Genomic DNA, 21,992 nt, shown 5'->3' with positions numbered 1-21,992 from the left:
CTACCTTATTAACAAGTTTCGGGACTATTCTTGAAATAGAACCAACCGGCCGACAAGACCGGGAACATTGTGAAGATGTAGTTCGTTCCATTAGGTAAGGGCGAGAGCCATGACCGTGTAGTGAAAGGGAAGAGACGATGCCACTTTCCGAGCATGAGCAACGTCTTCTGGAGCAGCTTGAAAAGCAGCTACATGAGGACCATCGCTTCGCCTCGACAATGAAGACGGTGTCTAACGCCGGAAACTACTCAACGCGAAACCTAGCGTTGGGTGCGTTGATCGGAATCGTCGGCATCGGGATCTTGATTGCAGGCATTTCGAGCCAACTAATCATTGTCGGTGTTTTGGGGTTCATCGTAATGTTTGGCGGTGTCTATCTTGCGCTGTCTCGCAAGGGCCGCTCACGTGCGGTACGTTCCCCAGAAGGCGTGAAATCGCCACAGAAATCTGGATTCATGAGTGATCTGGAAAGCAAGTGGGAACAGCGTAAGCGTGATGAGCAGGGTCCTTGAGGCGACCCAGCGGTGCCCCGGGGCAGCAAGGCTTCCGTAAAACTGAATAAGAGAATTTGCTAAGGCTCCGCAACTTGCGGGGCCTTACGCTCGTTAATCAGTGAAGCGTAATTTCCAGAGCAGAGAGCTCTGTTCCAAGAATTGCACGATCCCCTCCAGAGCTCCAGAGCTCCAGAGCTCCAGCGTTTCGGTAAGAAGTAGGCAATGTCTCCGGTAACATCTGGACCTGAGACCATGTTTATTAGTTGAGAAACTGGATGAGGCAACCATAGATTGAGAACTTCTCATCGTTTTGCGTTGCCCAAAAAAGTTGTTCGTTGAATTCTCTCCATTCTGTGACCACAGAGCGTGCCAGGTATGAGGCACTCGCCCGGCATCCTGAGTGGGAAACACTGAGGCACTGCGCTGGGCCTTGAAGCCGTAGGAAAAGTTACTGCTCGAGGCGTGCTGATCTCCGAGAGTCCCGTAAAACATCGAGCAAGACTCATCGGGCCCCAAAGTCATGATTCTCGATCTCAAGCTGTGATCTCAACACCGCGACGCAAAGCACGCTGAAGCATCTTCCCTCATACGCAAAACCCTTGAGTTGCTTTTCGTATGCAGTATTGCCGCTCGACGAGCAGCTAAAACGCGGCTCCCTAGTGCGAAATCCTGCCAATTTGCTGAGAACTTTTGGTGTCGTTCCGACACGCCCGGGTGCGTAGAGAAACCCGACTCGCCGGGTAAGCCCAATCGACGCAATTTTTATTTACAGACCTCTTCTCTAGCGCCAGACGACCAATGAATGCGGTCAAATTTCCCCTCCACATTGCTCCAAAACTCCCTCCACTTCGCGCCATGCTCGTGCGTCATAGCCGCGAAACCCTTGAATTTACGGGGATTATGCCGCTTTTTGATGTGTTTTAAATCACCGGTAAATTCCGAAGTAGCGGGCGGCAAACTTTTTCCCTCCACTTTGTGCCCCACGATAACTTCCGCGGAAAATCAATGTTTTTGAGACATTTCACATCGCAAAACGTGCCATGCTTCGTTGACAGTGGAGGGTTGTGGAGTAAAGTGGAGCGAAATAGAGGGGAATGGAGTTGATCCTCCTTCAAACCGAGAGGCGGCCTGTGTGTTCTTAGGAACGTATACACCGCGTCTTGATGAGAAGGGAAGGTTGATTCTCCCGGCTAAATATCGCGATGAATTAGCAAATGGGCTCGTATTAACTCGAGGTCAAGAGCGTTGCATCTACGTATTTAGTCACCGTGAATTTGAAAAGCAGCACGAGCAAATGAGCCAGGCGCCAATCTCTTCACGACAGGCACGGGATTACGCTCGTGTATTCCTTTCCGGCGCTTCCGATGAATTGCCGGACAAGCAGGGGAGGGTAACCATTCCTGCAATGCTTCGTTCATACGCGGGATTAGATCGTGAAGTCACGGTGATTGGTGCGGGAAACCGTGTCGAAATCTGGGATTCAGCTTCATGGAATACATACCTCGAGGAGCAGGAGAGTATTTTCTCCGAAACCGATGATGTAGCAACACCCGGTATCTAGTCGCTCAGGCGATATGAAACCAATGGCTTGGATGAGATCTCCAGCCGCCCGGTAGCTGTTCATCCTGGCTTCACTTCCCCGAAGCCAGGCGGAACTAAACCTTGGGTCGGAGGGGGATCTGATCCCAGCCATAGACCGATCAACAACACCCACGTGAAAGGGGTAGCAGTGAGTTTTGACGGAGCCGCAGAGCGACCCGCCGCTGAACGCCATGTTCCAGTACTGCTTGATCGATGTGTAGGGCTACTTGCACCCGGAATTGAAGCCGGATTTGCTGCACGTGGACGTGCCGTTGTAGTCGACTGCACCTTAGGTATGGGCGGACATTCCGAAGCGCTGTTACAGCGCTTCCCGGACATTCATCTCATCGGTCTTGACCGGGATGAACAAGCACTGGCACTTGCCGGAGCGCGCCTAGAACCTTACGCAAACCGTACTGATTTGGTTCATGCAATTTACGACGAAATTGCCGATGTAGTCGAAGACCTTGGATTTGATGGAATCGACGGAGTCCTCTTCGACCTAGGTGTTTCATCGTTGCAACTCGATGAACGTGATCGTGGATTTGCCTATTCGTACGATGCACCACTTGATATGCGCATGGACACCTCGCGCGGTCCGACCGCAGCGGATGTTGTCAACGAATACAGCGAAACCGAATTGGTGCGCATCATTCGTGCCTGGGGCGAAGAAAAGTTCGCCGGGCGTATTGCCTCCTCAATCGTGGAAACGCGGAAGATCAAACCCTTCTCAACCACCGAGGAATTGGTGGAAGCGATTCGGGCCGTGGTTCCAGCAGCAGCCGCGCGAACCGGGGGGCACCCCGCCAAGCGCACCTTCCAAGCACTTCGCATAGAAGTGAACGAGGAACTTGATGTTTTGGAGCGGGCAATTCCCGCAGCGATGGGTGCATTACATGTTGGCGGACGAGTAGTAGTGATGAGCTACCACTCGTTGGAAGACAAGATCACCAAGAAGCACTTTGCAACTGGCTCCAAATCTTCGGCTCCCGCAGGTTTCCCTGTGGAGCTAGAAGAACATAAGGCACAATTCAAGGTCCTCACCCGAGGCACCGAGAAGCCTACCGACCAAGAAATCGCCGAAAACTCACGTGCAGCTTCTGCGAAGCTGCGAGCCGTGGAACGCATCCTGAAGAGGAACTGAGTAAATGAGCAACCGGACACCCCACCGCGTACGATCCCGCACTATTGACGTGCCTCAGACGCAGGGTGCCACTGCGCTCAGCTATGCTCCGGAGCCCATACCGGCTTCGCGTCCCGAAGTGTCATCGGCCAAACGACGTACAACGCTTTCAGTTGTTCCTACGTTCTCCAGCAAGCGTCGGTTCCCTATGCTGGTGACAATCTTGTTGATGATCATGGCTTCCGCGGTTGCCGTTCTGCTGATCAACGTTTTCATTGCCAACGGCCAGTACTCAATGGTTGGTCTCAAGGGTCAGGAAAGAGCGCTGACCCAAGAAAATGAGGCATTGCGTCAGCAGGCCCAGTATCTAGAAGCGCCGCAGGTGATTGCCGAGAAAGCAACTAAGCTCGGTATGGTCAAGCCAGGCACCCCGGCGGCAGTGAATCTAGATACGGGGAAAGTCACCGGCAAGGCAACACCGGCCAAGAAACCGGAAAAAGGAGAAAAGGCTTCCGGAATTCTTGATGCACCGGTAAAGCCTGCCAACGAAGTAGCTAAGGCGAATACACCAAAGCCCAAGGCTAAAGCAGAGGCTAAAGCCCCGGTTGTCGAAAAGACTGTAGAACCCGCTCCTGTGCAGAAATCCGAGCCATCCGGTCCGAAGCCTGCCCCCGCGAATGCAGAAGATGGGCGTCCAGCCTTTACTCAGCAGCAGCTAAACGGTGGAACTATCCCCGCACCAGAGATGAAAACCCCGGGCAACTAAACGTCCCGGGGGTTTCCCCCTTTTTCCCGAGCACCAAGATGTCGACCGGTATGAGCTGAGGACAGTATGTCGAAAAAATCCCCAACAAATATCGGACCATCGCACAATCGGATGCGATTCTTACTTGCGTTTTCGCTGATCGCCCTGTTGGTGATCGGCGGACGGTTATTTGTTGTTCAGTCTCTAAACGCCTCCGCGGTTGCCGCAACAGCGTCTGATAAACGAACACGCCAGCAAGTGACGATCCCCAAACGTGGGCAGATCGTTGATGCCGAGGGACGCATCCTAGCTACTAGCGTTGACCGTTATGACTTGGTCATTGATCAGCGCAAGGTCGAACCCGAACGCAAGATTGGCCGCAAGAAGCTAGATGGCTCAACAGGTGGCGAAAGCGTCTCAGTTGAACAAGCGGTAGGCGAACTTGCCGAAATCCTAGGCCAAGATATTGACACCGTCCGTACCGCAGTTGTCGGCGCTCCGGGAGCGAAACCAAACGCGAACTCGATTGTCGCCAAGGGCGTCACCCCCGAGGTTCGCAATGCCGCCATGGAATTGCGAATCCGCACCCTGACCGGACTGCTACGCAGTGAACGCCAATACCCCAACGGAGTTATTGCAGGACCCCTGCTGGGTTTTGTGAAAAATACCGAAGACCAAACGGCACTCGAAGGTGCCGAAGGATTAGAGCTTAGCCAAGAAAAACGGCTTAAAGGTACCCCCGGATCTAAAACCTACGAAGTAGGCGCGGATGGTGTGCGCATCCCCATGGCTGGTATGTCCGAAGAACTTGCAATTGATGGACAGAGCGTCAAACTCACGGCAAATACGAACATTCAATACATTGCCCAAGAAGAAGCACGCAAGAAACAACAGCAGTTTAAGGCCGAGTGGGTTTCTGTAGTTGTGCAGAATATCAAGACCGGCGAGATCCTAGCTATCGGTGACTCAAACCAAATGGATCCCAATGATCCTAGTGCCACCGATGCCCAGTACCGCACATCTGCCGCGGTGACGCAAGCCTTTGAGCCAGGTTCAACGGGTAAGGTCCCAACGTTTGCTGCTGCCCTCGAAGAAGGCGTTATTCAGCCAACTGACGCGTTCAAGGTTGCGAACCAATACAAGATCAATAACGAAGTCATCAATGACTCGCTGAAGCACGACACCTACGAGATGACCGCTGCTGGTATTTTTGCTCGCTCCTACAACACCGGAACGGTGATGATTGGAAGCAAAATGAGCAATGAGACCCGCTACAAATACATGCGTAACTTGGGTATTGGTGAAGTCATCGACATTGGCCTTTCGGGGGCCAGCAAGGGAATTCTTGCTCCAGCGAAAGATTGGGAGCGCCGCCAGCAATACAACATCATGTTTGGGCAGGGTTATACCCAAACCGCATTACACACCTCACAAATTACTCAGGCAATTGCCAACGGTGGGATGCTTATCGAGCCCAAGCTCATAGACTCATACATCAACCCGGATGGTACGGAAGAAAAAACTCCTGAATCAAAAACGCGGCGTGTGGTTTCCAAGGAAACAAGCGATGAAATGCTGCGAATGATGGAGACTGTGGTTCTTGCAGGAACCGGCACTAAGATGGGTGTGTCTGGATATCGAGTTGGAGGTAAATCCGGTACGGCTCAGGCCGCCGGACCATCCGGTGGCTATGACGGACACACCAACTCATTCTCTGGTGTTGCTCCGTTGGACGACCCGCAATTCGCTGTCACTGTCACCATGCACCGCCCCAAGGGCGAGTGGAGAACATGGAGCGTTGGTGACACCTTTAGCGAGGTCATGAGCAAAACGCTCAACGCCTACAACGTTCCACCAAGCAACTCAAAGCCTCAGGGTTTTGACGTGTTTATCGGAACCGAACAAAAGAAACCTTGGTAATGCCTGAAGTCCTCACCCCTCGCGCGGCAGAACAGCTGCTTCGCCCGCAACACACGACAGCCACAGCACTGAGCATCCTGCTCGAGCACCTGCATGAAACAGGACGCGGCGCGAATATCATTGGGGACCCCCAGCAAAAGATCACGGGCATCTGTCTTGATTCGCGGGCTATACTCCCGGGCGATCTCTACATCGCGGCTCCAGGTGCTAAGTTTCATGGAGTTCAGTTTGCTGAGTCTGCACGTGAAGCCGGTGCCGCCGCAATCCTCACGGATATGGAGGGCGAAGCGGTAGCTTCATCGCTAGGGATGTCGCTGCTGCTGGTGGAAGACGTACGTGAGGTCATTGGAGAGCTCTCAGCGATCATTTATGGCACCGATGAAAAATGTCCGGAACTTTTTGCGCTGACCGGAACCAACGGCAAAACCACCACTACTTATATGATCCGCTCAATTTTGCGCGCCTTGGGACGGGAAACCGGCCTCGTAGGAACCATTGAAATTGCTGCGGGACACACACCGATCCCCAGCATCCTCACGACACCCGAGGCACCTCAACTACACGGCCTGATGGCTCGCATGGGTGAAATGGGAGTGGACACCGCCGCGATGGAGGTTTCCTCGCATTCCCTGTCCTACAAAAGAGTCGATGGACTTCGGTTTGCTGTATCCGGGTTTACTAATCTGACCCAAGACCACCTTGACCTCCATGGATCAATGGAAGAATATTTCCAGACCAAGGCCGCGCTTTTTGATCTTGAACGTTCGGACCGGGCCGTGATCACCATCGATGATCCCTGGGGTAAGGCCATGGCCGAGCAAGCGACAGCTCATGTCTGGACCTTAGCCTCGGAGGAGACGAATTCGGCAGCCCAATGGCGAATCACGAATGTGGTGCCCCATGGGCTTGGCCACGGATTTGATTTGCAAGGCCCGGATCAAGAAGTTCTTTCCATGGTGACAGGACTACCCGGAGACTTTAACGTTTCTAATGCCGCGCTTGCTGCCCTGATGGTTTTGGCATCAGGAGTACCCTTGGAAATGCTGCAGCACGCACTTGATACGCATGACCCACTAACCGTCGAGGTTCCGGGGCGTATGCAGGTAATCAGCGAAAAACCTGCTGCAATAGTTGATTTTGCCCACAACGCGGATGCCTTGGCCCGTGCCCTAGACTCGGTTCGTTCCCCGGTTCAGGGTTCTAAAGTCATCGTCGTCTTTGGTGCCACGGGGGAGCGGGATGCCACCAAACGGCCCATCATGGGAGCCGTTGCCGCGTCACATGCCGATGTGGTGATCATTACCGATGATGATCCACATTCCGAAGATCCGGCCCCGATCCGTGCCGCACTACTAGCTGGCGCACACGCTGAAATCGCCGCCAAGACGCTAAACAGCGAAGTTTTTGAAGTATTCCCTCGCGCTGATGCGATTGCTGCCGCGGTAGCAATGGCCACCGAAGATGACACCATCCTGGTAGCCGGCCGGGGGCACGAAGTTTTTCAAGAGGTTATGGGTGTCAACCTTGAATTAGATGACCGCACGGAGCTACGCCAAGCCTTATTACTGAACGGTTTTAGTCCGTCGAAGCACGGCGTGGATTCCTTCGACGCCAAGGATAAAGGGTAAAGTCCTACCTGTCATGATTGATCTTCTTACCGCCAAAATCGCCGATATTACGGGCGGGCGCCTCACAGCCACGGCTCGAGCCGACCAATTGGTCCTCGGGGTCACCACCGACTCTCGGGAGTCCAAGAACGGATGGCTCTTTGTCGCCAAGCCGGGTGAAACCTCAGATGGGCACCACTTTGTGCAAAGCGCGATGGAGCATGGGGCTAGCCTTGCCCTTGCCGAGCGTGAAACCCAAGCCCCCGACGGTTCGGTGCACCCAGCCATTATTGTTCCCGATGCAGTAATTGCCATGGGGCAAATAGCAGCTTGGATGGTGGCCGAACTCAAGGAACGAAACGGGACGCGGGTCATTGGGATCACCGGCTCCGCAGGTAAAACCACAACTAAAGACCTTCTCGCCTCATTGCTGGCCAGAATCGGGGCAACTATCGCACCGATTGGTTCATACAACGGCGAAGTTGGCGTCCCCCTGACGATTTTCCGGGCAACCGAAGATACCAAATTCCTCATTGTAGAAATGGGGGCCACTGGTATCGGTCACATCACCTACCTCACCGATATGGTTCATCCAGAAATCGGAGTCGTGTTGGGTGTCGGTTCGGCACACGCCGGAGAATTCGGCGGCGTGGAAAACATTGCAATCGCCAAGGGTGAAATGGTTGAAGCGCTACCGGCTACAGGCCTTGCGGTGCTGAACCGCGACGACACCATGGTTGCTGCCATGTCCAGCAGGACAACTGCGCCGGTTCGTGAATTTGGGGTACAACGCAATAGCACCACCGAAACACCGGGTGTCTGGGCACGTGAACTTGAGATCGATGCGAATGGTCACCCAGAGTTCACTCTTGTCCTCAATGATGGCTCCGAACACCACGTGGTCTCCGGGCTGATAGGCCGACACCACGTCACCAATATTCTTGCCGCGGCAACCGTCGCCGAACACCTCGGGGTCAGTGGAGAAACTATTGCCACCACCCTGCAGGGACTGGGGCCGGCCAGCAGGTGGCGTATGGAACGTACGGAGCGCGCCGACGGGGTGAGCATCATCAACGATGCTTACAATGCAAACCCCGACTCAATGCGTGCAGCTCTTGTCACCCTCGCCGAGCTGGGACTGCCCGATGCACAAGGTAATGCCCGACGTACCTGGGCCGTGCTGGGAGAAATGCTTGAACTGGGCTCCGACTCAATCCACGAGCACGATCTTTTGGGCCGTGTAGCGGTGCGCATGAACATTAAGAAGTTGCTTGTCGTTGGCTTAGGCGCGAAGGCAGCCTACAACTCGGCGGTACTCGAAGGCAGCTGGGGCGATGAAGCCTACTATGCTGCCGATGCCACTGCCGCGGCACGGATCTTGAACGACGAACTACTTCCCGGGGATATTGTGCTTTTCAAGTCCTCAAACGGATCCGGACTGCGTCATCTTGGCGACCGGATTGCAGCAACCAACAACGGTGCCAGCACCGCAAAGGAGGGATTGGGGCAGTGATTGCACTCATCCTCGGAGCAGGCATTTCCCTGGTCGTTACCATGGCGGCCATGCCGCTATTCATACGTTTGATCACCGCAAAGCAGTACGGTCAAGTGGTCCGTGATGACGGGCCAACAAGCCATGCTGTTAAATCCGGTACTCCAACCATGGGCGGTGTGGTGGTAATCGGTGCGGTGATACTCAGCTATTTCATCACACACGGATTGCTGACCCTCACCGGAAGGGCTACCGCCGGAGTAACCGCCTCCGGATTACTTGTACTATTGCTCTTTGCCGGTATGGGCCTAGTCGGATTTCTTGATGACTTCATAAAGATCGCCAAGAAAAGATCCCTTGGGTTGCGCGCGTGGGAGAAGATTGCGCTTCAAGGTGCCGTTGGCATCGGATTCGCCGTTCTCGCCTTGGGGTTCCCCAACGAACATGGTCTAACCCCCGCCTCCACCGCGATTTCTTTCCTGCGTGATACAAACATCAACCTCGCGTTCGCGGGACCAATAGTGGGGCTGATCCTGTTTGTTCTGTGGTCAAACCTGATTGTCACCGCCACGACGAACGGCGTGAATCTCACCGATGGTCTTGATGGTTTGGCAGCTGGCGCTTCAATCATGGTCTTTGGCGCGTATACGCTCATTGGCATTTGGCAGACCAACCAGGCCTGTGGCCTGCCGACCTCCGGAAACGTCTGCTACACGGTCCGGGACTCGATGGATATGGCCTTGCTTGGCGCAATCCTCTGCGGTGCCCTCATCGGGTTCCTGTGGTGGAATGCCAAGCCCGCGAAGATCTTCATGGGTGATACCGGCTCGTTGGCCATCGGTGGTGCGATTGCCGCCTTTGCCATTCTGTCGCGCACACAGATTCTGCTCATCGTCCTGGCCGGTCTATTCGTTATGATCTCACTTTCGGTGATCATCCAAGTGGGGTTCTTCAAACTCAGCGGCGGTAAACGAGTCTTTAAGATGGCACCACTGCAGCACCACTTTGAACTCTCCGGCTGGGCCGAAGAGAAGGTAGTGGTTCGTTTCTGGATTTTGGGTGGTCTCTTCGTAGCTGCCGGCCTTGGTATTTTCTATTCTGAATGGGTAGTTGGACTTTGACACATACAAACCTTGATCACCTCACCAGCTGGGACGCTGCGTGGAAGGATCTGCGAGTAGTTGTAGCGGGCCTTGGACTTTCGGGGTTCTCGGCAGCCGACACGCTCATTGAGCTCGGCGCGCAGGTAATAGTTGTCGATGGTTCCGATTCGGATGTAAATGTTTCGCGCGCTGACACCTTGAAGATCGTCGGTGCAGTTGATGTACTACTCGGCACAGCACATACCGACGAATTGCCACTGATCAACGGCGAAGCGCCACAACTAGTGATTGCTTCCCCCGGTTGGAACCCACGTCAACCGATGCTCGCTGCCGCGGCAGAAGCTGGCATTGAAATCTGGGGAGATGTTGAACTTGCCTGGCGTGTCCGTGCCAAGGAGGGACGCAAGCTCGCCGAATGGGTAGTGATTACCGGAACCAACGGTAAGACCACCACTGTGAGCATGACGGAATCTATTTTTAGGGCAGCAGGACTACGCGCCATTGCCGCGGGGAACGTTGGCACACCAATCCTTGACGCAATTCGTGACCCCGAAGGGTTCGACGTCATAGCCTTGGAGCTTTCCTCATTCCAGCTGCACTTTACCCACACGATTTCCCCGTTGGCCTCGGTGGTGCTGAATATCGCCGAAGACCACGTCGACTGGCACGGTGGATTCGAGAACTACAAGGCCGATAAAGCTAAGATCTACGAGCGCACCCGGGTGGCTGCAATCTACAATGCAGATGCGCGGGAGATCGAAGAAATGGTTGAAAACGCTGACGTTATTGACGGCTGCCGGGCCATTGGTTTCACCACCGGGGTTCCCGGGCTGAGCATGGTTGGGCTGGTCGAGGACCTGCTAGTTGATCGGGCCTTCATCGAAGACCGTAGGAACTCCGCTGCCGAACTGATCGCCTTGGACCAAATCGGTGAAGTAGTACCTCGTCATACTGCATCTAACGCCGCTGCTGCCGCAGCCTTGGCTCGTGCCTATGGTGTTGAGCCGCAGGCCGTTGCCCGCGGTCTTGCTAATTTTGACGCGGGAGACCACCGTATTCAGGCAGTGGCTCGTCGCGATGACATTTTGTGGATCAACGATTCAAAGGCAACAAACCCGCACGCGGCAAATGCTTCACTTGGTGCATTCGGCTCTGTGGTGTGGATTGCTGGAGGCCTCTCAAAGGGTGTTGATTACAACGAAATCGTCTCGGCTCATGCACACCGACTCAGGGCAGTTGTCTTGATTGGAACCGATACTTCAAAGCTTGTTCAAGCGCTAGAGCGACACGCACCAAAGGTTCCTATTATCCGGACCCAAGTGCGCGAAACTGGAGACGAAATATCAAGGTCCGCACACGGTTGGGCAGTGATGTCCGAAGCGGTTAATCGCGCAGCCGAGGTAGCCGAGGCCGGAGACACAGTCCTCATGGCCCCGGCCGCGGCATCGATGGACCAGTTCTCATCCTATGCGCAGCGCGGAAACGCCTTCATTGAAGCGGTACGCGCGCTCATGGGAGAAGACACCAAGTAACTAAGGAGCAGTCGTGAGTGGCAAGAAACAGAGCCCACGCGGCCGGGGCAATGTTGCCGATAAAGCGGCAAAGCCCGGCCGGGGCTCTGCGCCGCGCGGATTAGCTAAGTGGTTTTCAAATATTGAAGACCCAACACTTCGTGGTGCCCAGATCAACTACTACGTTGTTCTTGGCACCACACTGGCCCTGACATTCATGGGTCTGATCATGGTGCTCTCTTCGTCTTCTGTTGAAGCAATTGCCGCAAATAAGTCTCCCTTTGCTGATTTCCAAAAACAAGCAATGTGGGCGGTAGTCGGGCTAGCGTTCATGGTTGGATTGCAGATTCTGCCCACCGGAAAGCTGAAGGCACTTGCCTGGCCGGCCCTGGTAATTGCAAGTGGCCTTTTGGCCGCTGTGCTGGTTTTCGGTAGTGAAACCCTGGGAAATACAAACTGGATTTATATCGGTGGATTTTCCATGCAGCCTTCCGAATTTGCGAAAGCCGCTTTGGTGTTGTGGAGCGCTGCAATAGTTGAGCGCAAGGCTCACCTGATGAATGACTGGAAACATGCGGTAGTCCCTTTGGCAATACCCGGCGGTCTGGTCATCATCGGATTGGTGATGGGCGGCAAAGACCTCGGTACCGCATTGGTCTTGATGTTAATTCTCGTCGTCGTGATGTTCGTTGGCGGCGCACCCCTGAAACTCTTTGCCATTGGTGGCGGAGCAGTCCTCGTTGGTCTGGTTGTTGCGGTGTGGGTAGCACCGACCCGACTAGGTCGTGTGACCGCCTGGCTCTTTGGCTGTGCTGAGGGGCCGCCAGCAGCCGGCACACTTGACTTTTGCTATCAGTCACAACAAGGCCTCTACGCGCTGGCCTCCGGTGGCTGGATTGGCGTGGGGCTTGGACAATCGCGCCAAAAATGGTCACACATTCCCGAAGCACAGAACGACTTCATTTTTGCTGTATTGGGCGAAGAAATGGGTCTGCTTGGAACACTCTTTATTGTCTTGCTTTACACCATGCTGGCCATCGCCATGTTCCGCATCGCGGTTCGATCCAAAACCTTCTTCGGACGAGCCGCAGTAGCCGGGGTCATGGCATGGATTATCGGCCAAGCGTTCGTAAACATCGGAATGGTCATTGGCCTACTTCCGGTCATCGGCGTTCCGCTACCCTTTATTTCCTCCGGTGGCTCTGCCTTGCTTGCCACTTACCTCGGTATTGGCGTGGTGCTTGCCTTTGCTAGGGAACAACGTATGGGCAAGAAGAGCGCGGCTCCGCGCGGCTTGCGTCAGGTCTTTAAGAATGCCAAGGCAGCCCAAACAAAGTAGTCACTAACAATTTATGCAGCCCCTTTTACCGCTGCATCGCATAGAAATGGCAGCAATGCCACAATCCTCAAGAATTGAAAGTAGTACACGGCGACATGTCTGAAGAATTACGTGTGGTGATCGCTGGTGGCGGTACCGCCGGCCATATTTCACCGATGATTGCCATTGCCGATGCCTTGGCGCTCCGCGCGCCCGGAACAAAGATTACTGCCATAGGCACCCAATCGGGGCTTGAGACTCGTTTGGTTCCCGAGGCTGGCTACGAGCTGCGCACCATTGCCAAGGTTCCCATGCCCCGACGCCCATCAATTGATTTGATCAAGCTTCCATTCCGCTTTGCTGCGGCGATCAAGGATGCAGGGAAAATTCTTGATGATGCACGTGCCCAGGCAGTGTTGGGTGTCGGTGGGTATGTGTGCACCCCCGTCTATTTAGCCGCTAAAAAACGGAAACTACCAATTTTTGTCCATGAGGCAAATGCTCGGGCAGGGCTAGCTAATAAGGTTGGTGCAAAGCACGCGGCAGGAGTTGGCGCAGCATTTAGTGGTACCGGGTTACCAGGTGCCAAGGTAGTTGGTATGCCAATGCGTGGAAACGTGGCAAGCATGAACCGTAGCGAGCAAAACGAGCAAGCTCGTGCCGCCCTGGGATTCACCCCCGGGGTGCCGGCTCTCGTGGTCACGGGTGGTTCTTCCGGCGCTGCATCACTCAACGCAACGATTGCCGTGAGCCTTCCGGCGCTTCAAGAAGCAGGAATCGAGATCCTACACATCACCGGCCGCGACAAGATCGTTCTAGATGATGCTGGTGCACCATTGGTTGCCTCTGGTTACCGCCAGATTGAATACGTAGATTCCATGGAACAGGCATACGCTGCTGCGGATCTAATGGTTGCGCGTTCCGGAGCAGGAACCGTGTGTGAACTTGCTGTTGCCGGTACCCCAGCGGTATTGGTTCCGCTTCCGATCGGAAACGGTGAGCAGCGTCTGAATGCAGCGGATCTTGTTGTCGCGGGAGGCGCGTTGCTGGTGTCAGATGACCAATTCACCCCCGAATTCGTAAGTACCACGGTGATTCCGCTACTTAAGGACAGCACGGCACTTGAAACAATGAGTGCTGCCGCATTGGGCCAGGGACGCAATGATGCTGCCGAGGTCATGGCGGCAATGATCATTGACTCACTGGGACACCAAGTCCATCCGCACGCTACCGACATGGGAAACTAGTCACATGCAGGAATTACATACTCTTGACCAGCTCGGTAAAGTCCACCTGATGGGCATTGGCGGTGTTGGTGTCTCGGCAGTTGCACGGTTACTGTTGGCGCGTGGAATCACCGTCTCGGGCACCGATGCTAAGGAACTGCCTGTCCTTGATGATTTGCGGGCAGCAGGCGCACGGATCAATGTCGGCTACGCGGCGCAGAACCTTGGCGATGCCAACACCGTGGTGATCTCCTCAATCATCAAACCGGGGAACCCAGAGTACGACGAGGCGGTCTCCCGCGGCCTGCGCATTCTGCACCGCTCACAAGGCCTCGCGGCAACCATGGAAGGTCACCACGTCATCACCGTGGCAGGCACTCACGGGAAGACCACTACCACTTCGCTCATTGCCTTTATGCTCCGTGAAGCCGGAATGTCACCAACGTTCGCCATTGGTGCGAATATCGCGAGCCTTGGCGTGAATGCCGAATATGGCGAAGGTCGAGTATTTGTTGCCGAGGCCGATGAATCAGACGCCTCATTTTTGAACTATGAGCCAGATGTCGTTGTCATTACCAACATTGAAGCCGATCATCTTGATCACTATGGTTCGGTGGAGGCGGTGCATCAGGCGTTTTATGAATTTGCCTCGCTGTTGCCGGAAGATGGTTTGCTGATCTGCTGCGCGGACGATGCAGGTTCACGTGCACTAGCACAACGAATTCGGCGTGAACGTCCCGATCTACGCGTGCAGACCTATGGTTTTGCCGAGGATGCAGATCGCCGCCTGAACGATCCGCATCCACGCGGTCACCGCTTCGCCTGCACCCTGGAATGGGGTAACGGCCAGGAAATTGAGCTTGAAATAGCTCTTCCCGGAAACCACAACCTACTTAATGCTGCTGCGGCGTTTGCCATCGGCTTAGATTCTGGTTTGGAGCCAGAAGCGGCAGTTGCGGGCCTGAATGCCTTCACCGGTGCTGCTCGTCGCTTTGATTTTCGTGGGGAAGTTGGGGGAGTGAAGGTGTATGACGACTACGCTCATCACCCCACCGAAGTCTTGGCAGCGTTACGTGCAGCACGTGCAGTAGCGGGCAGTGGCGCAGTTCACGTGCTCTTCCAGCCACACCTCTTTAGCCGCACCAAGGAATTCCACAGGGAGTTTGGTCAGGCTCTGTCACTTGCCGATACAGCGCATGTCTTGGAGATCTACCCCGCTCGCGAAACTCCGATTCCAGGGGTCACCAGTGAACTTGTTGTAAAAGCCCTTGAAACCGCCGGTGGGCTTGTCTCGACGGGGCAGGCCGCACACGTTGTCGCGGCAACAGCTGAGTCGGGAGATGTCATTATGACAATTGGTGCAGGCGATGTGACCGAACAGGGCGAGGCAATTCTTCGTGCGCTGGGCGAACGCTTAGGTAAGTAGATGACCCCAGCAGAAGCCAGCCAAAGTAAATCTAATGTTCTAGACTTGCCACCCGATCCACGTAAGCGAAACCGAAAACGCTGGATCATTGGCCTGTCGACGTTTGTTGCGCTGATCATTACGCTGGTGCTTGTATTGAGTTTTTCGCCGATTCTTGCCATCAAGAATATTCAGGTGGAGGGAAATTCCTTGGTGAAAGACAAGGAACTTGATTCGGCTTTGGAGCCTTTGCATGGGGTTCCCTTAGCCCGGGTTGGCACGGGTACTGTGATGGAACTTCTGCAGGATCTTCCGGCGGTTAAGGATGCGATTGTCCAGACGGAAATACCTAGCACGCTGAACATTAAGATCGTTGAGCATCAGCCTGTTGCCATCCTTATTGATGGTTCGAAACGGTCTCTTGTTGGAGCGGAGGGACAGACGCTTGTCACTCTTGGAGCCAAAGATAAGCCCAAGCTTCCAGAGGTGAAGGCAACGAAGGCAATTAAGGATCCAAAGGTTTTTTCGATGCTCACCCGGGTTCTCTCAGGACTACCAGATAAGCTATTGGCCAGCGTGGATCATGCAACGGCAACTAGCAAGGATTTCGTTGAGTTGAATCTCAAAAATGGAGTCAAGGTTATTTGGGGAAATGATCAAGAAATAGCATTGAAAACCAAGGTCCTCGAGGCTCTACTCGGGGCCGAAAAGGATAAAGAGTCACCGATCAAGGTGTACGACATTTCTTCTCCACAACACCCGGTGGCCCGATAATGGACCATCAAACGTACTAAACACGTAAAAATCAGCGACTTTGACGCGACACGCGGGCTTGGTCGTTGCATGTGTGGGGTACGAAACATAGCGTTTTAATAGCGGTTGCTTGACATAACTATAACCTTCGAGTTGAGGGTTAACGTTGGTCTGGTTGAGCTTCCTCGGTCAGCAGCACATCGAACAAGGGAATCAAGGACGTGGCAGCTCCACAGAACTACCTCGCCGTCATCAAGGTCGTCGGCATCGGCGGTGGCGGCGTAAACGCCGTCAACCGCATGATTGAAGTTGGCCTGCGAGGCGTCGAATTTATTGCAATTAACACGGATGCGCAGGCGCTGCTCATGAGTGATGCGGACGTCAAACTTGACGTTGGCCGCGAACTTACGCGTGGGCTTGGCGCAGGCGCAAACCCAGATGTGGGACGCCAAGCGGCAGAGGACCACGCCGAGGAGATTGAAGAAGTTCTCCGTGGCGCAGACATGGTCTTCGTTACCGCTGGTGAAGGCGGTGGCACCGGTACCGGTGGCGCACCGGTTATCGCCCGAATTGCTCGTGGTCTTGGCGCACTGACCATTGGTGTTGTCACTCGTCCGTTCACCTTCGAAGGTCGCCGCCGCGCAACCAGCGCCGATAACGGCATTGAAGCGCTACGCGACGAGGTCGACACCCTGATTGTCATCCCAAACGATCGCTTGCTTTCGATCTCCGACCGCAACGTATCGGTTCTTGACGCATTCCGTCAGGCGGATCAGGTTCTGCTCCAGGGCGTTCAGGGTATTACCGATTTGATCACCACCCCGGGTCTGATCAACTTGGACTTCGCCGACGTAAAGTCGGTTATGCAGGGTGCCGGTTCGGCACTCATGGGTATTGGCTCGGCGCGCGGTGAAGACCGTGCTGTCAAGGCAGCCGAGCTGGCAATTGCCTCACCACTGCTCGAGGCCTCGATTGACGGAGCCCACGGCGTGCTGCTCTCGATTCAGGGCGGCTCGGATCTGGGACTGTTCGAAATCAACGAGGCGGCTCGCCTGGTGCAAGAAGTCGCACACCCGGAGGCTAACATCATCTTCGGTGCCGTCATTGACGATGCCCTCGGTGATGAAGCACGCGTCACGGTGATCGCAGCAGGTTTCGATCAGGTCGATGCCACAAGTGCACCTCAGGTGGCAGCACCTGCTCGGAGCATTCCAGCAGCGCCATCTGCAGCACCGGTGGCGCCGCCGGTAGCTCCGATGCGCGAGGAGCCACGCGTTGCAATTGCTACTGTCGAACCAGGCTTTGAAGAACTTCCAGCAATCGTTGAACCCGATCTTTCGGCTACCAACGACGATCTGGACGTTCCGGATTTCCTGAAGTAAAAAGTAGGCCCAAAGCCTAGAAGAGGGTAACCAAAATTCCATGCTGAGATATCAATCGTTAGTGGCCCCGGCCCTACGCATTGCTTTCACTTCGGTGGACCAAGGAAACCTTGCCCTCCACGTTTTGGATGATCGCGACGCCGTGCTGCTGCGGCGTCGCGATCTGGAACGTGGATTAGGTCTTGGCACTGCCGAATTCACCTATATGAATCAGGTGCATTCGGCAGATGTCATAACACTTGCAGAGCATCCTAGCCCCAAAAAGATATATACCGGGGACGCTTTACTTTCCCCGGATGCCTCGATTCCCCTAGCAGTCATGGTTGCTGACTGTGTCCCAGTGGTTTTTGCTGGAAAAACAAGTGCGGGCCCTATAAGTGCTGTTGCACATGCGGGGCGGCGCGGGCTACTCGACGGCATCCTCTCGGGCACCGTTACTGCAATGCGAGAGCATGGCGCACAAAGCATTGAAGCTTGGATCGGCCCCTCAATATGCGGATCATGCTACGAGGTTCCGCCGGCGATGGCCGAAGAGTCCGAGAAGATCCGACCCGGAATTAGCTGCGAAACCAGGTGGGGGACTCCCGGACTGAACCTGCCGGAAGCCGCGCGCGTTGAACTAAGCGCACTTAATGTCACAGTCAGCGACAGCAATAAGTGCACCATGGAAGACGAGAAATACTTTTCCTACCGTCAGGATCCGCAAACCGGGCGACTGGCCGGACTTATCTGGACAGATGGCTAGGAACTTTTCGTGATCGTACTGGAATACAGAACAAGAAGTATTACTTGACCGATGCCGTGAGCGAGCCCCTATGAGCGACACACCCGGGCAAAATAACAGATGTACTCCGGTGCCATCGAATGGTGCTGTAGCGTCGAACTAGCGGAGACTTGCGGCCGGTAATGCCGACCGCGCACGACAATAAGGAGAAGACCATGGCTGGCGCACTGCGCAAGACAATGATCTACCTCGGACTCGCCGAAGGCGACGAGAACTTCGAGACGGAACGGCGTGACATCGAAGAACGCGAAGAAGTGCGCCTTGTCGAGCCTCTTCACGACGAGCCGGTTGCCGTTCAGCCGGCACCGGTGGCACCAGTTGCCCCACGACCTGTCATCGAAAACGAATACCGGGCACCGGTAACACCCATCAAGCGCGCGCCTTCAGCACGGGACGAGGACGATTCATTGCGTCAGATCACCACCGTTCACCCACGGTCATACAATGATGCGAAAATCATTGGTGAAAACTTCCGTGATGGCATCCCTGTCATCATGAACGTCACGGACATGGGCGAAGCAGATGCCAAGCGCCTTGTCGACTTCTCGGCTGGCCTCGTTTTTGCACTCCACGGAAGCATTGAACGCGTCACTAACAAGGTTTTCCTGCTTTCTCCGTCAACCGTTGAGGTTTTGGGCGAGGACAAAAAGCAGTCGGAAGATCAAGCCACCTTCTTCAACCAAAGCTAAGCATAAAGGTTCGAATTTCACGTGGATCTAATCTTCGCACCGATCTATATGGTGCTAACAGTGCTACAAGTCATGCTCATCATGCGCATCGTGCTGGATATCACCGAATCGTTTGCTCGCTCATGGCGACCGCGCGGTATCTCACTTGTGGCGGTATCGCTGATTGTACGCACCACTGACCCACCTATGCGTTGGCTCCGTTCGCGTATTAAACCGCTAGAAATAGGTGGACTCCGCCTAGATCTGGCATTCATTATCTTGTTCTTGGCGGTCATGCTTTTAAAGTTCATCGTCATCAAACTAGCTGCTGCGTAAAAGTTTTGTAAACGCTTCTTTTGAAGCACAGTTGCTCGCTGGAACTAGAAACTAATGACATTCACCGCGTTACACCGCCTTGAATTTAGCCATTAGTGCGATAGTCGTTATAGTGTTGTCACATTAGGCGCAATGACTATAGTTGTCAGCGTGTCAATGTAACGGTAAGTGTACTCGGGCCGCACATAGGCGGTTCGAGGAGAGAACCAAGTATCGAGGTGACCAGATGGCTCTCACGCCAGAAGATGTAGTCAACAAACGATTTCAGCCAACTAAGTTCCGCGAAGGCTATGACCAGGATGAAGTTGACGATTTCTTAGACGAGATCGTTGTCGAGCTACGTCGTCTGACGCAGGAGAACGAAGAACTGCGTCGCCGTCTCGGCGAAGCCGGTAGCAGCGCGGGTGAGCAGGCAGTGCCCGCTCCAGTTGCAGCAGCTCCGGCAGCTAAGACAGCAGAAGCTGAAAAGCCCAAGGCTAAGGAAGCAGAGGTCAAGAAGGAAGAGACCCCAGCTGCCGCAGCCCCGAAGGCAGCAGAACCAGCCAAGGTCGTCGCAGCAGCTCCTGCAGCAACGACGTCAACTGCCGAATCGGCAGCCGGCGTTCTCGCCATGGCACAGCGCCTACACGACGAATACGTCTCAGCAGGTGTTGAACAGCGCGACAAGATTATTGCCGAGGCACAGGTCGAGGCCAACAGCCTTGTATCCGACGCCGAGGAAAAGAGCCGCAAGACCCTTTCGGCACTCGAGCAGCAGAAGACTGTTCTCGAGCGCAAGGTCGAGCAGCTGCGTGGTTTCGAGCGCGATTACCGTGCTCGCCTGAAGACCTACATTGAAGGTCAGCTACGCGATCTTGAGGCCAAGGGTTCCATGGATACTGCAGAATCCAAGGACAACGGCTAATCTGCCGCTACTTGCCTCACAAATTGATGGCTTAGGATTGTTGGCGGTCGGGATTTCCCGGCCGCCAACAATGTGTTAAAGGACATGATGGAAAACAGCTCCGTATCACCAGTACCGCAGGACACCCCGGCGGTAACACCTAAGGTCCGTAATACGAGGGTCTTGGTTCTGGTGACCATCAGCTTGGCTATATTTGCCTTGCTGATGGACCAAATTACCAAACGCATCGTTGAAACACAGATGTTTGAGGGCCAAGTCATTGACGTGTGGCCCCCACTCTTGCGCTGGTTTTACATCAAGAACTCCGGTGCGGCATTTTCCATGGGTGAGTCGGTCACCTGGATCTTTACAATCATCCAAGCAGCAGTGCTACTTTACGTAGCCATCTTCTTGGTCCGCAAAATTGCTTCGTGGCGTTGGGCACTTGCGCTGGGTGGACTCATGGGTGGAGTCGCAGGAAACCTCACCGATAGGCTTTTCCGCCCCCCTGCCTTTGGCCACGGTCACGTCGTTGACTTCATTGCGCTACCAAACTTTGCGATATTCAATGTTGCGGACATTTTCATCGTCAGTTCGATGATCGGGATCTGCTTATTGCTCTTTACCGGCCATGAAGTTGATGGAACAAAAGTAGTGCACAGCAAAACCCCAAAAAATATTCAGAAGAATCACACCGAAGACCCGGAGCAAGATTGAACCAGGGACGCAGCGAATCATTAGTCGTTCTCTTAGATGAAGCAAAGCAGCGTACCGATGCGTTTCTTGCCGACCGTCTTGAACTATCCCGTGCGCAAGCCGCTTTGCTGTGTACCGAAGGCAATGTAACAAGTGCCGGAAAACCACTGGGCAAATCGCGCAAGGTGCTGGCCGGGGAACAGATCGATGTTTATCTTCCGGTTCGTCCGGATCCATTAGAGATCAGGGTGGAACTCGTGGAAGACCTCAAAATTATTGCCGACGATGACGAATATGTTGTTATCGACAAACCGGTGGGCGTGGCAGCACATCCATCCCCGGGCTGGGTAGGGCCAACCGTAGTTGGTGCATTGATCGCAGCAGGCTACCGGATCTCAACTTCGGGTTCTGCTGAACGACAGGGAATCGTGCACAGGCTCGATGTAGGAACCAGCGGGCTGATGGTGGTGGCAAAGACCGAGCGCGCCTATACGGCGCTGAAGCGTGCGTTCAAGGAACGTACTCCGAAGAAGATTTACCACGCCGTCATCCAGGGTCTTCCCGATCCGCTCGAGGGAACCATCGATGCCCCACTGGGTAGGCACCCGGGGCACGACTGGAAATTTGCCGTCATCGAAGACGGCCGCCCCTCCGTCACTCATTACAAGGTCATCGAAGCGTTCGGACGTGCCTCCCTGGTTGAAGTGAATCTTGAAACCGGGCGCACACACCAAATTCGAGTGCACTTCTCCGCTCTACGACACCCCTGCGTGGGAGATCAGACCTATGGTGCTGACCCGAAGCTCGCTGCGGCACTGGGCTTAACACGCCAATGGTTGCACGCCCAACGCCTTGGGTTTTTCCACCCGGTCAGTGGCGAATGGGTCGAATACACCAGTAGCTACCCGATTGACCTGAATAATGCATTAGAAATGTTGCGTGACGGACAGTTCTAATAATGGCAA

General features: G+C 54.6%; 20 protein-coding genes. All 20 read left to right on the top strand.

Annotated features, from left to right (window positions below; genetic code table 11):
• The first annotated feature begins 137 nt into the window (after positions 1-137).
• The 20 genes from CQ018_RS00875 to CQ018_RS00775 all read left to right on the top strand — a co-directional run bounded on the left by CQ018_RS00875 (position 138) and on the right by CQ018_RS00775 (position 21,983).
• Positions 138-512, top strand: coding sequence for a DUF3040 domain-containing protein (locus CQ018_RS00875; protein WP_105548097.1), 375 nt, complete (start codon positions 138-140; stop codon positions 510-512).
• Between the two features lie 1,114 nt (positions 513-1,626).
• Complete coding sequence (gene mraZ, locus CQ018_RS00865; protein WP_105548095.1) at positions 1,627-2,055, top strand: division/cell wall cluster transcriptional repressor MraZ; 429 nt, start codon at positions 1,627-1,629, stop codon at positions 2,053-2,055.
• A gap of 168 nt (positions 2,056-2,223) precedes the next feature.
• Entirely contained in the window at positions 2,224-3,219 is a 996-nt protein-coding gene (gene rsmH, locus CQ018_RS00860; RefSeq protein WP_181149676.1) for a 16S rRNA (cytosine(1402)-N(4))-methyltransferase RsmH, read from the top strand.
• A 4-nt stretch (positions 3,220-3,223) separates the two neighbouring features.
• A complete protein-coding gene (locus CQ018_RS00855; protein ID WP_146111785.1) occupies positions 3,224-3,964 on the top strand; it encodes a septum formation initiator family protein in 741 nt (246 codons plus the stop codon).
• 66 nt (positions 3,965-4,030) lie between these two features.
• The gene (locus CQ018_RS00850) at positions 4,031-5,863 is read left to right on the top strand and encodes a penicillin-binding protein 2 (RefSeq protein WP_105548092.1); all 1,833 of its coding nucleotides are present in this window, start codon (positions 4,031-4,033) and stop codon (positions 5,861-5,863) included.
• On the top strand, positions 5,863-7,491 hold the full coding sequence (locus CQ018_RS00845) for a UDP-N-acetylmuramoyl-L-alanyl-D-glutamate--2,6-diaminopimelate ligase (protein WP_105548091.1): 1,629 nt from the start codon (positions 5,863-5,865) through the stop codon (positions 7,489-7,491). The genes CQ018_RS00850 and CQ018_RS00845 overlap by 1 nt, the downstream gene beginning before the upstream one ends.
• Before the next feature lie 13 nt (positions 7,492-7,504).
• Complete coding sequence (murF, locus tag CQ018_RS00840; RefSeq protein WP_105548090.1) at positions 7,505-8,983, top strand: UDP-N-acetylmuramoyl-tripeptide--D-alanyl-D-alanine ligase; 1,479 nt, start codon at positions 7,505-7,507, stop codon at positions 8,981-8,983.
• Positions 8,980-10,083 carry a phospho-N-acetylmuramoyl-pentapeptide-transferase gene (mraY, locus tag CQ018_RS00835; protein ID WP_105548089.1) on the top strand — a complete coding sequence of 368 codons (1,104 nt, stop codon included), beginning with the start codon at positions 8,980-8,982 and terminating at the stop codon, positions 10,081-10,083. Before murF ends, mraY begins: the two co-directional genes overlap by 4 nt.
• The gene (murD, locus tag CQ018_RS00830) at positions 10,065-11,597 is read left to right on the top strand and encodes a UDP-N-acetylmuramoyl-L-alanine--D-glutamate ligase (protein ID WP_105548088.1); all 1,533 of its coding nucleotides are present in this window, start codon (positions 10,065-10,067) and stop codon (positions 11,595-11,597) included. The genes mraY and murD overlap by 19 nt, the downstream gene beginning before the upstream one ends.
• Before the next feature lie 13 nt (positions 11,598-11,610).
• Positions 11,611-12,915 (top strand): putative lipid II flippase FtsW, encoded by a 1,305-nt coding sequence (ftsW, locus tag CQ018_RS00825; protein ID WP_105548087.1) that lies wholly within the window; start codon positions 11,611-11,613, stop codon positions 12,913-12,915.
• Positions 12,916-13,010: 95 nt separating this feature from the next.
• The gene (gene murG, locus CQ018_RS00820) at positions 13,011-14,141 is read left to right on the top strand and encodes an undecaprenyldiphospho-muramoylpentapeptide beta-N-acetylglucosaminyltransferase (RefSeq protein ID WP_105548086.1); all 1,131 of its coding nucleotides are present in this window, start codon (positions 13,011-13,013) and stop codon (positions 14,139-14,141) included.
• A 4-nt stretch (positions 14,142-14,145) separates the two neighbouring features.
• Positions 14,146-15,546 carry a UDP-N-acetylmuramate--L-alanine ligase gene (gene murC / locus CQ018_RS00815; protein WP_105548085.1) on the top strand — a complete coding sequence of 467 codons (1,401 nt, stop codon included), beginning with the start codon at positions 14,146-14,148 and terminating at the stop codon, positions 15,544-15,546.
• Entirely contained in the window at positions 15,547-16,299 is a 753-nt protein-coding gene (locus CQ018_RS00810) for a cell division protein FtsQ/DivIB (protein WP_105548084.1), read from the top strand.
• A 200-nt stretch (positions 16,300-16,499) separates the two neighbouring features.
• A complete protein-coding gene (gene ftsZ, locus CQ018_RS00805; protein ID WP_105548083.1) occupies positions 16,500-17,660 on the top strand; it encodes a cell division protein FtsZ in 1,161 nt (386 codons plus the stop codon).
• Positions 17,661-17,700: 40 nt separating this feature from the next.
• Complete coding sequence (locus CQ018_RS00800; RefSeq protein WP_105548082.1) at positions 17,701-18,405, top strand: polyphenol oxidase family protein; 705 nt, start codon at positions 17,701-17,703, stop codon at positions 18,403-18,405.
• Positions 18,406-18,599: 194 nt separating this feature from the next.
• Positions 18,600-19,133 carry a cell division protein SepF gene (locus CQ018_RS00795; RefSeq protein WP_105548081.1) on the top strand — a complete coding sequence of 178 codons (534 nt, stop codon included), beginning with the start codon at positions 18,600-18,602 and terminating at the stop codon, positions 19,131-19,133.
• Positions 19,134-19,154: 21 nt separating this feature from the next.
• Positions 19,155-19,448 carry a YggT family protein gene (locus CQ018_RS00790; protein WP_105548080.1) on the top strand — a complete coding sequence of 98 codons (294 nt, stop codon included), beginning with the start codon at positions 19,155-19,157 and terminating at the stop codon, positions 19,446-19,448.
• 226 nt (positions 19,449-19,674) lie between these two features.
• On the top strand, positions 19,675-20,352 hold the full coding sequence (locus CQ018_RS00785; RefSeq protein WP_105548079.1) for a DivIVA domain-containing protein: 678 nt from the start codon (positions 19,675-19,677) through the stop codon (positions 20,350-20,352).
• Between the two features lie 87 nt (positions 20,353-20,439).
• On the top strand, positions 20,440-21,048 hold the full coding sequence (gene lspA / locus CQ018_RS00780; RefSeq protein WP_105548078.1) for a signal peptidase II: 609 nt from the start codon (positions 20,440-20,442) through the stop codon (positions 21,046-21,048).
• Positions 21,045-21,983: an RluA family pseudouridine synthase gene (locus tag CQ018_RS00775; RefSeq protein WP_105548077.1), complete on the top strand. Its 939-nt coding sequence runs from the start codon at positions 21,045-21,047 to the stop codon at positions 21,981-21,983. The genes lspA and CQ018_RS00775 overlap by 4 nt, the downstream gene beginning before the upstream one ends.
• Positions 21,984-21,992 lie beyond the last annotated feature (9 nt).

The organism is Arthrobacter sp. MYb227, from assembly GCF_002975435.1.
Taxonomy (GTDB): domain Bacteria; phylum Actinomycetota; class Actinomycetes; order Actinomycetales; family Micrococcaceae; genus Paeniglutamicibacter.
Note: the sequence above shows the minus strand (reverse complement) of the source record. Positions and strands in the feature narration are given on the sequence as shown.

Coding starts and splice junctions, on each gene's coding strand:
- CQ018_RS00875 (WP_105548097.1), top strand. CDS start 138: ATGCCACTTTCCGAGCATGAGCAACGTCTTCTGGAGCAGCTTGAAAAG.
- CQ018_RS00855 (WP_146111785.1), top strand. CDS start 3,224: ATGAGCAACCGGACACCCCACCGCGTACGATCCCGCACTATTGACGTG.
- CQ018_RS00850 (WP_105548092.1), top strand. CDS start 4,031: ATGTCGAAAAAATCCCCAACAAATATCGGACCATCGCACAATCGGATG.
- CQ018_RS00845 (WP_105548091.1), top strand. CDS start 5,863: ATGCCTGAAGTCCTCACCCCTCGCGCGGCAGAACAGCTGCTTCGCCCG.
- murF (WP_105548090.1), top strand. CDS start 7,505: ATGATTGATCTTCTTACCGCCAAAATCGCCGATATTACGGGCGGGCGC.
- murD (WP_105548088.1), top strand. CDS start 10,065: ATGGGTAGTTGGACTTTGACACATACAAACCTTGATCACCTCACCAGC.
- murG (WP_105548086.1), top strand. CDS start 13,011: ATGTCTGAAGAATTACGTGTGGTGATCGCTGGTGGCGGTACCGCCGGC.
- murC (WP_105548085.1), top strand. CDS start 14,146: ATGCAGGAATTACATACTCTTGACCAGCTCGGTAAAGTCCACCTGATG.
- CQ018_RS00810 (WP_105548084.1), top strand. CDS start 15,547: ATGACCCCAGCAGAAGCCAGCCAAAGTAAATCTAATGTTCTAGACTTG.
- CQ018_RS00800 (WP_105548082.1), top strand. CDS start 17,701: ATGCTGAGATATCAATCGTTAGTGGCCCCGGCCCTACGCATTGCTTTC.
- CQ018_RS00795 (WP_105548081.1), top strand. CDS start 18,600: ATGGCTGGCGCACTGCGCAAGACAATGATCTACCTCGGACTCGCCGAA.
- CQ018_RS00785 (WP_105548079.1), top strand. CDS start 19,675: ATGGCTCTCACGCCAGAAGATGTAGTCAACAAACGATTTCAGCCAACT.
- lspA (WP_105548078.1), top strand. CDS start 20,440: ATGGAAAACAGCTCCGTATCACCAGTACCGCAGGACACCCCGGCGGTA.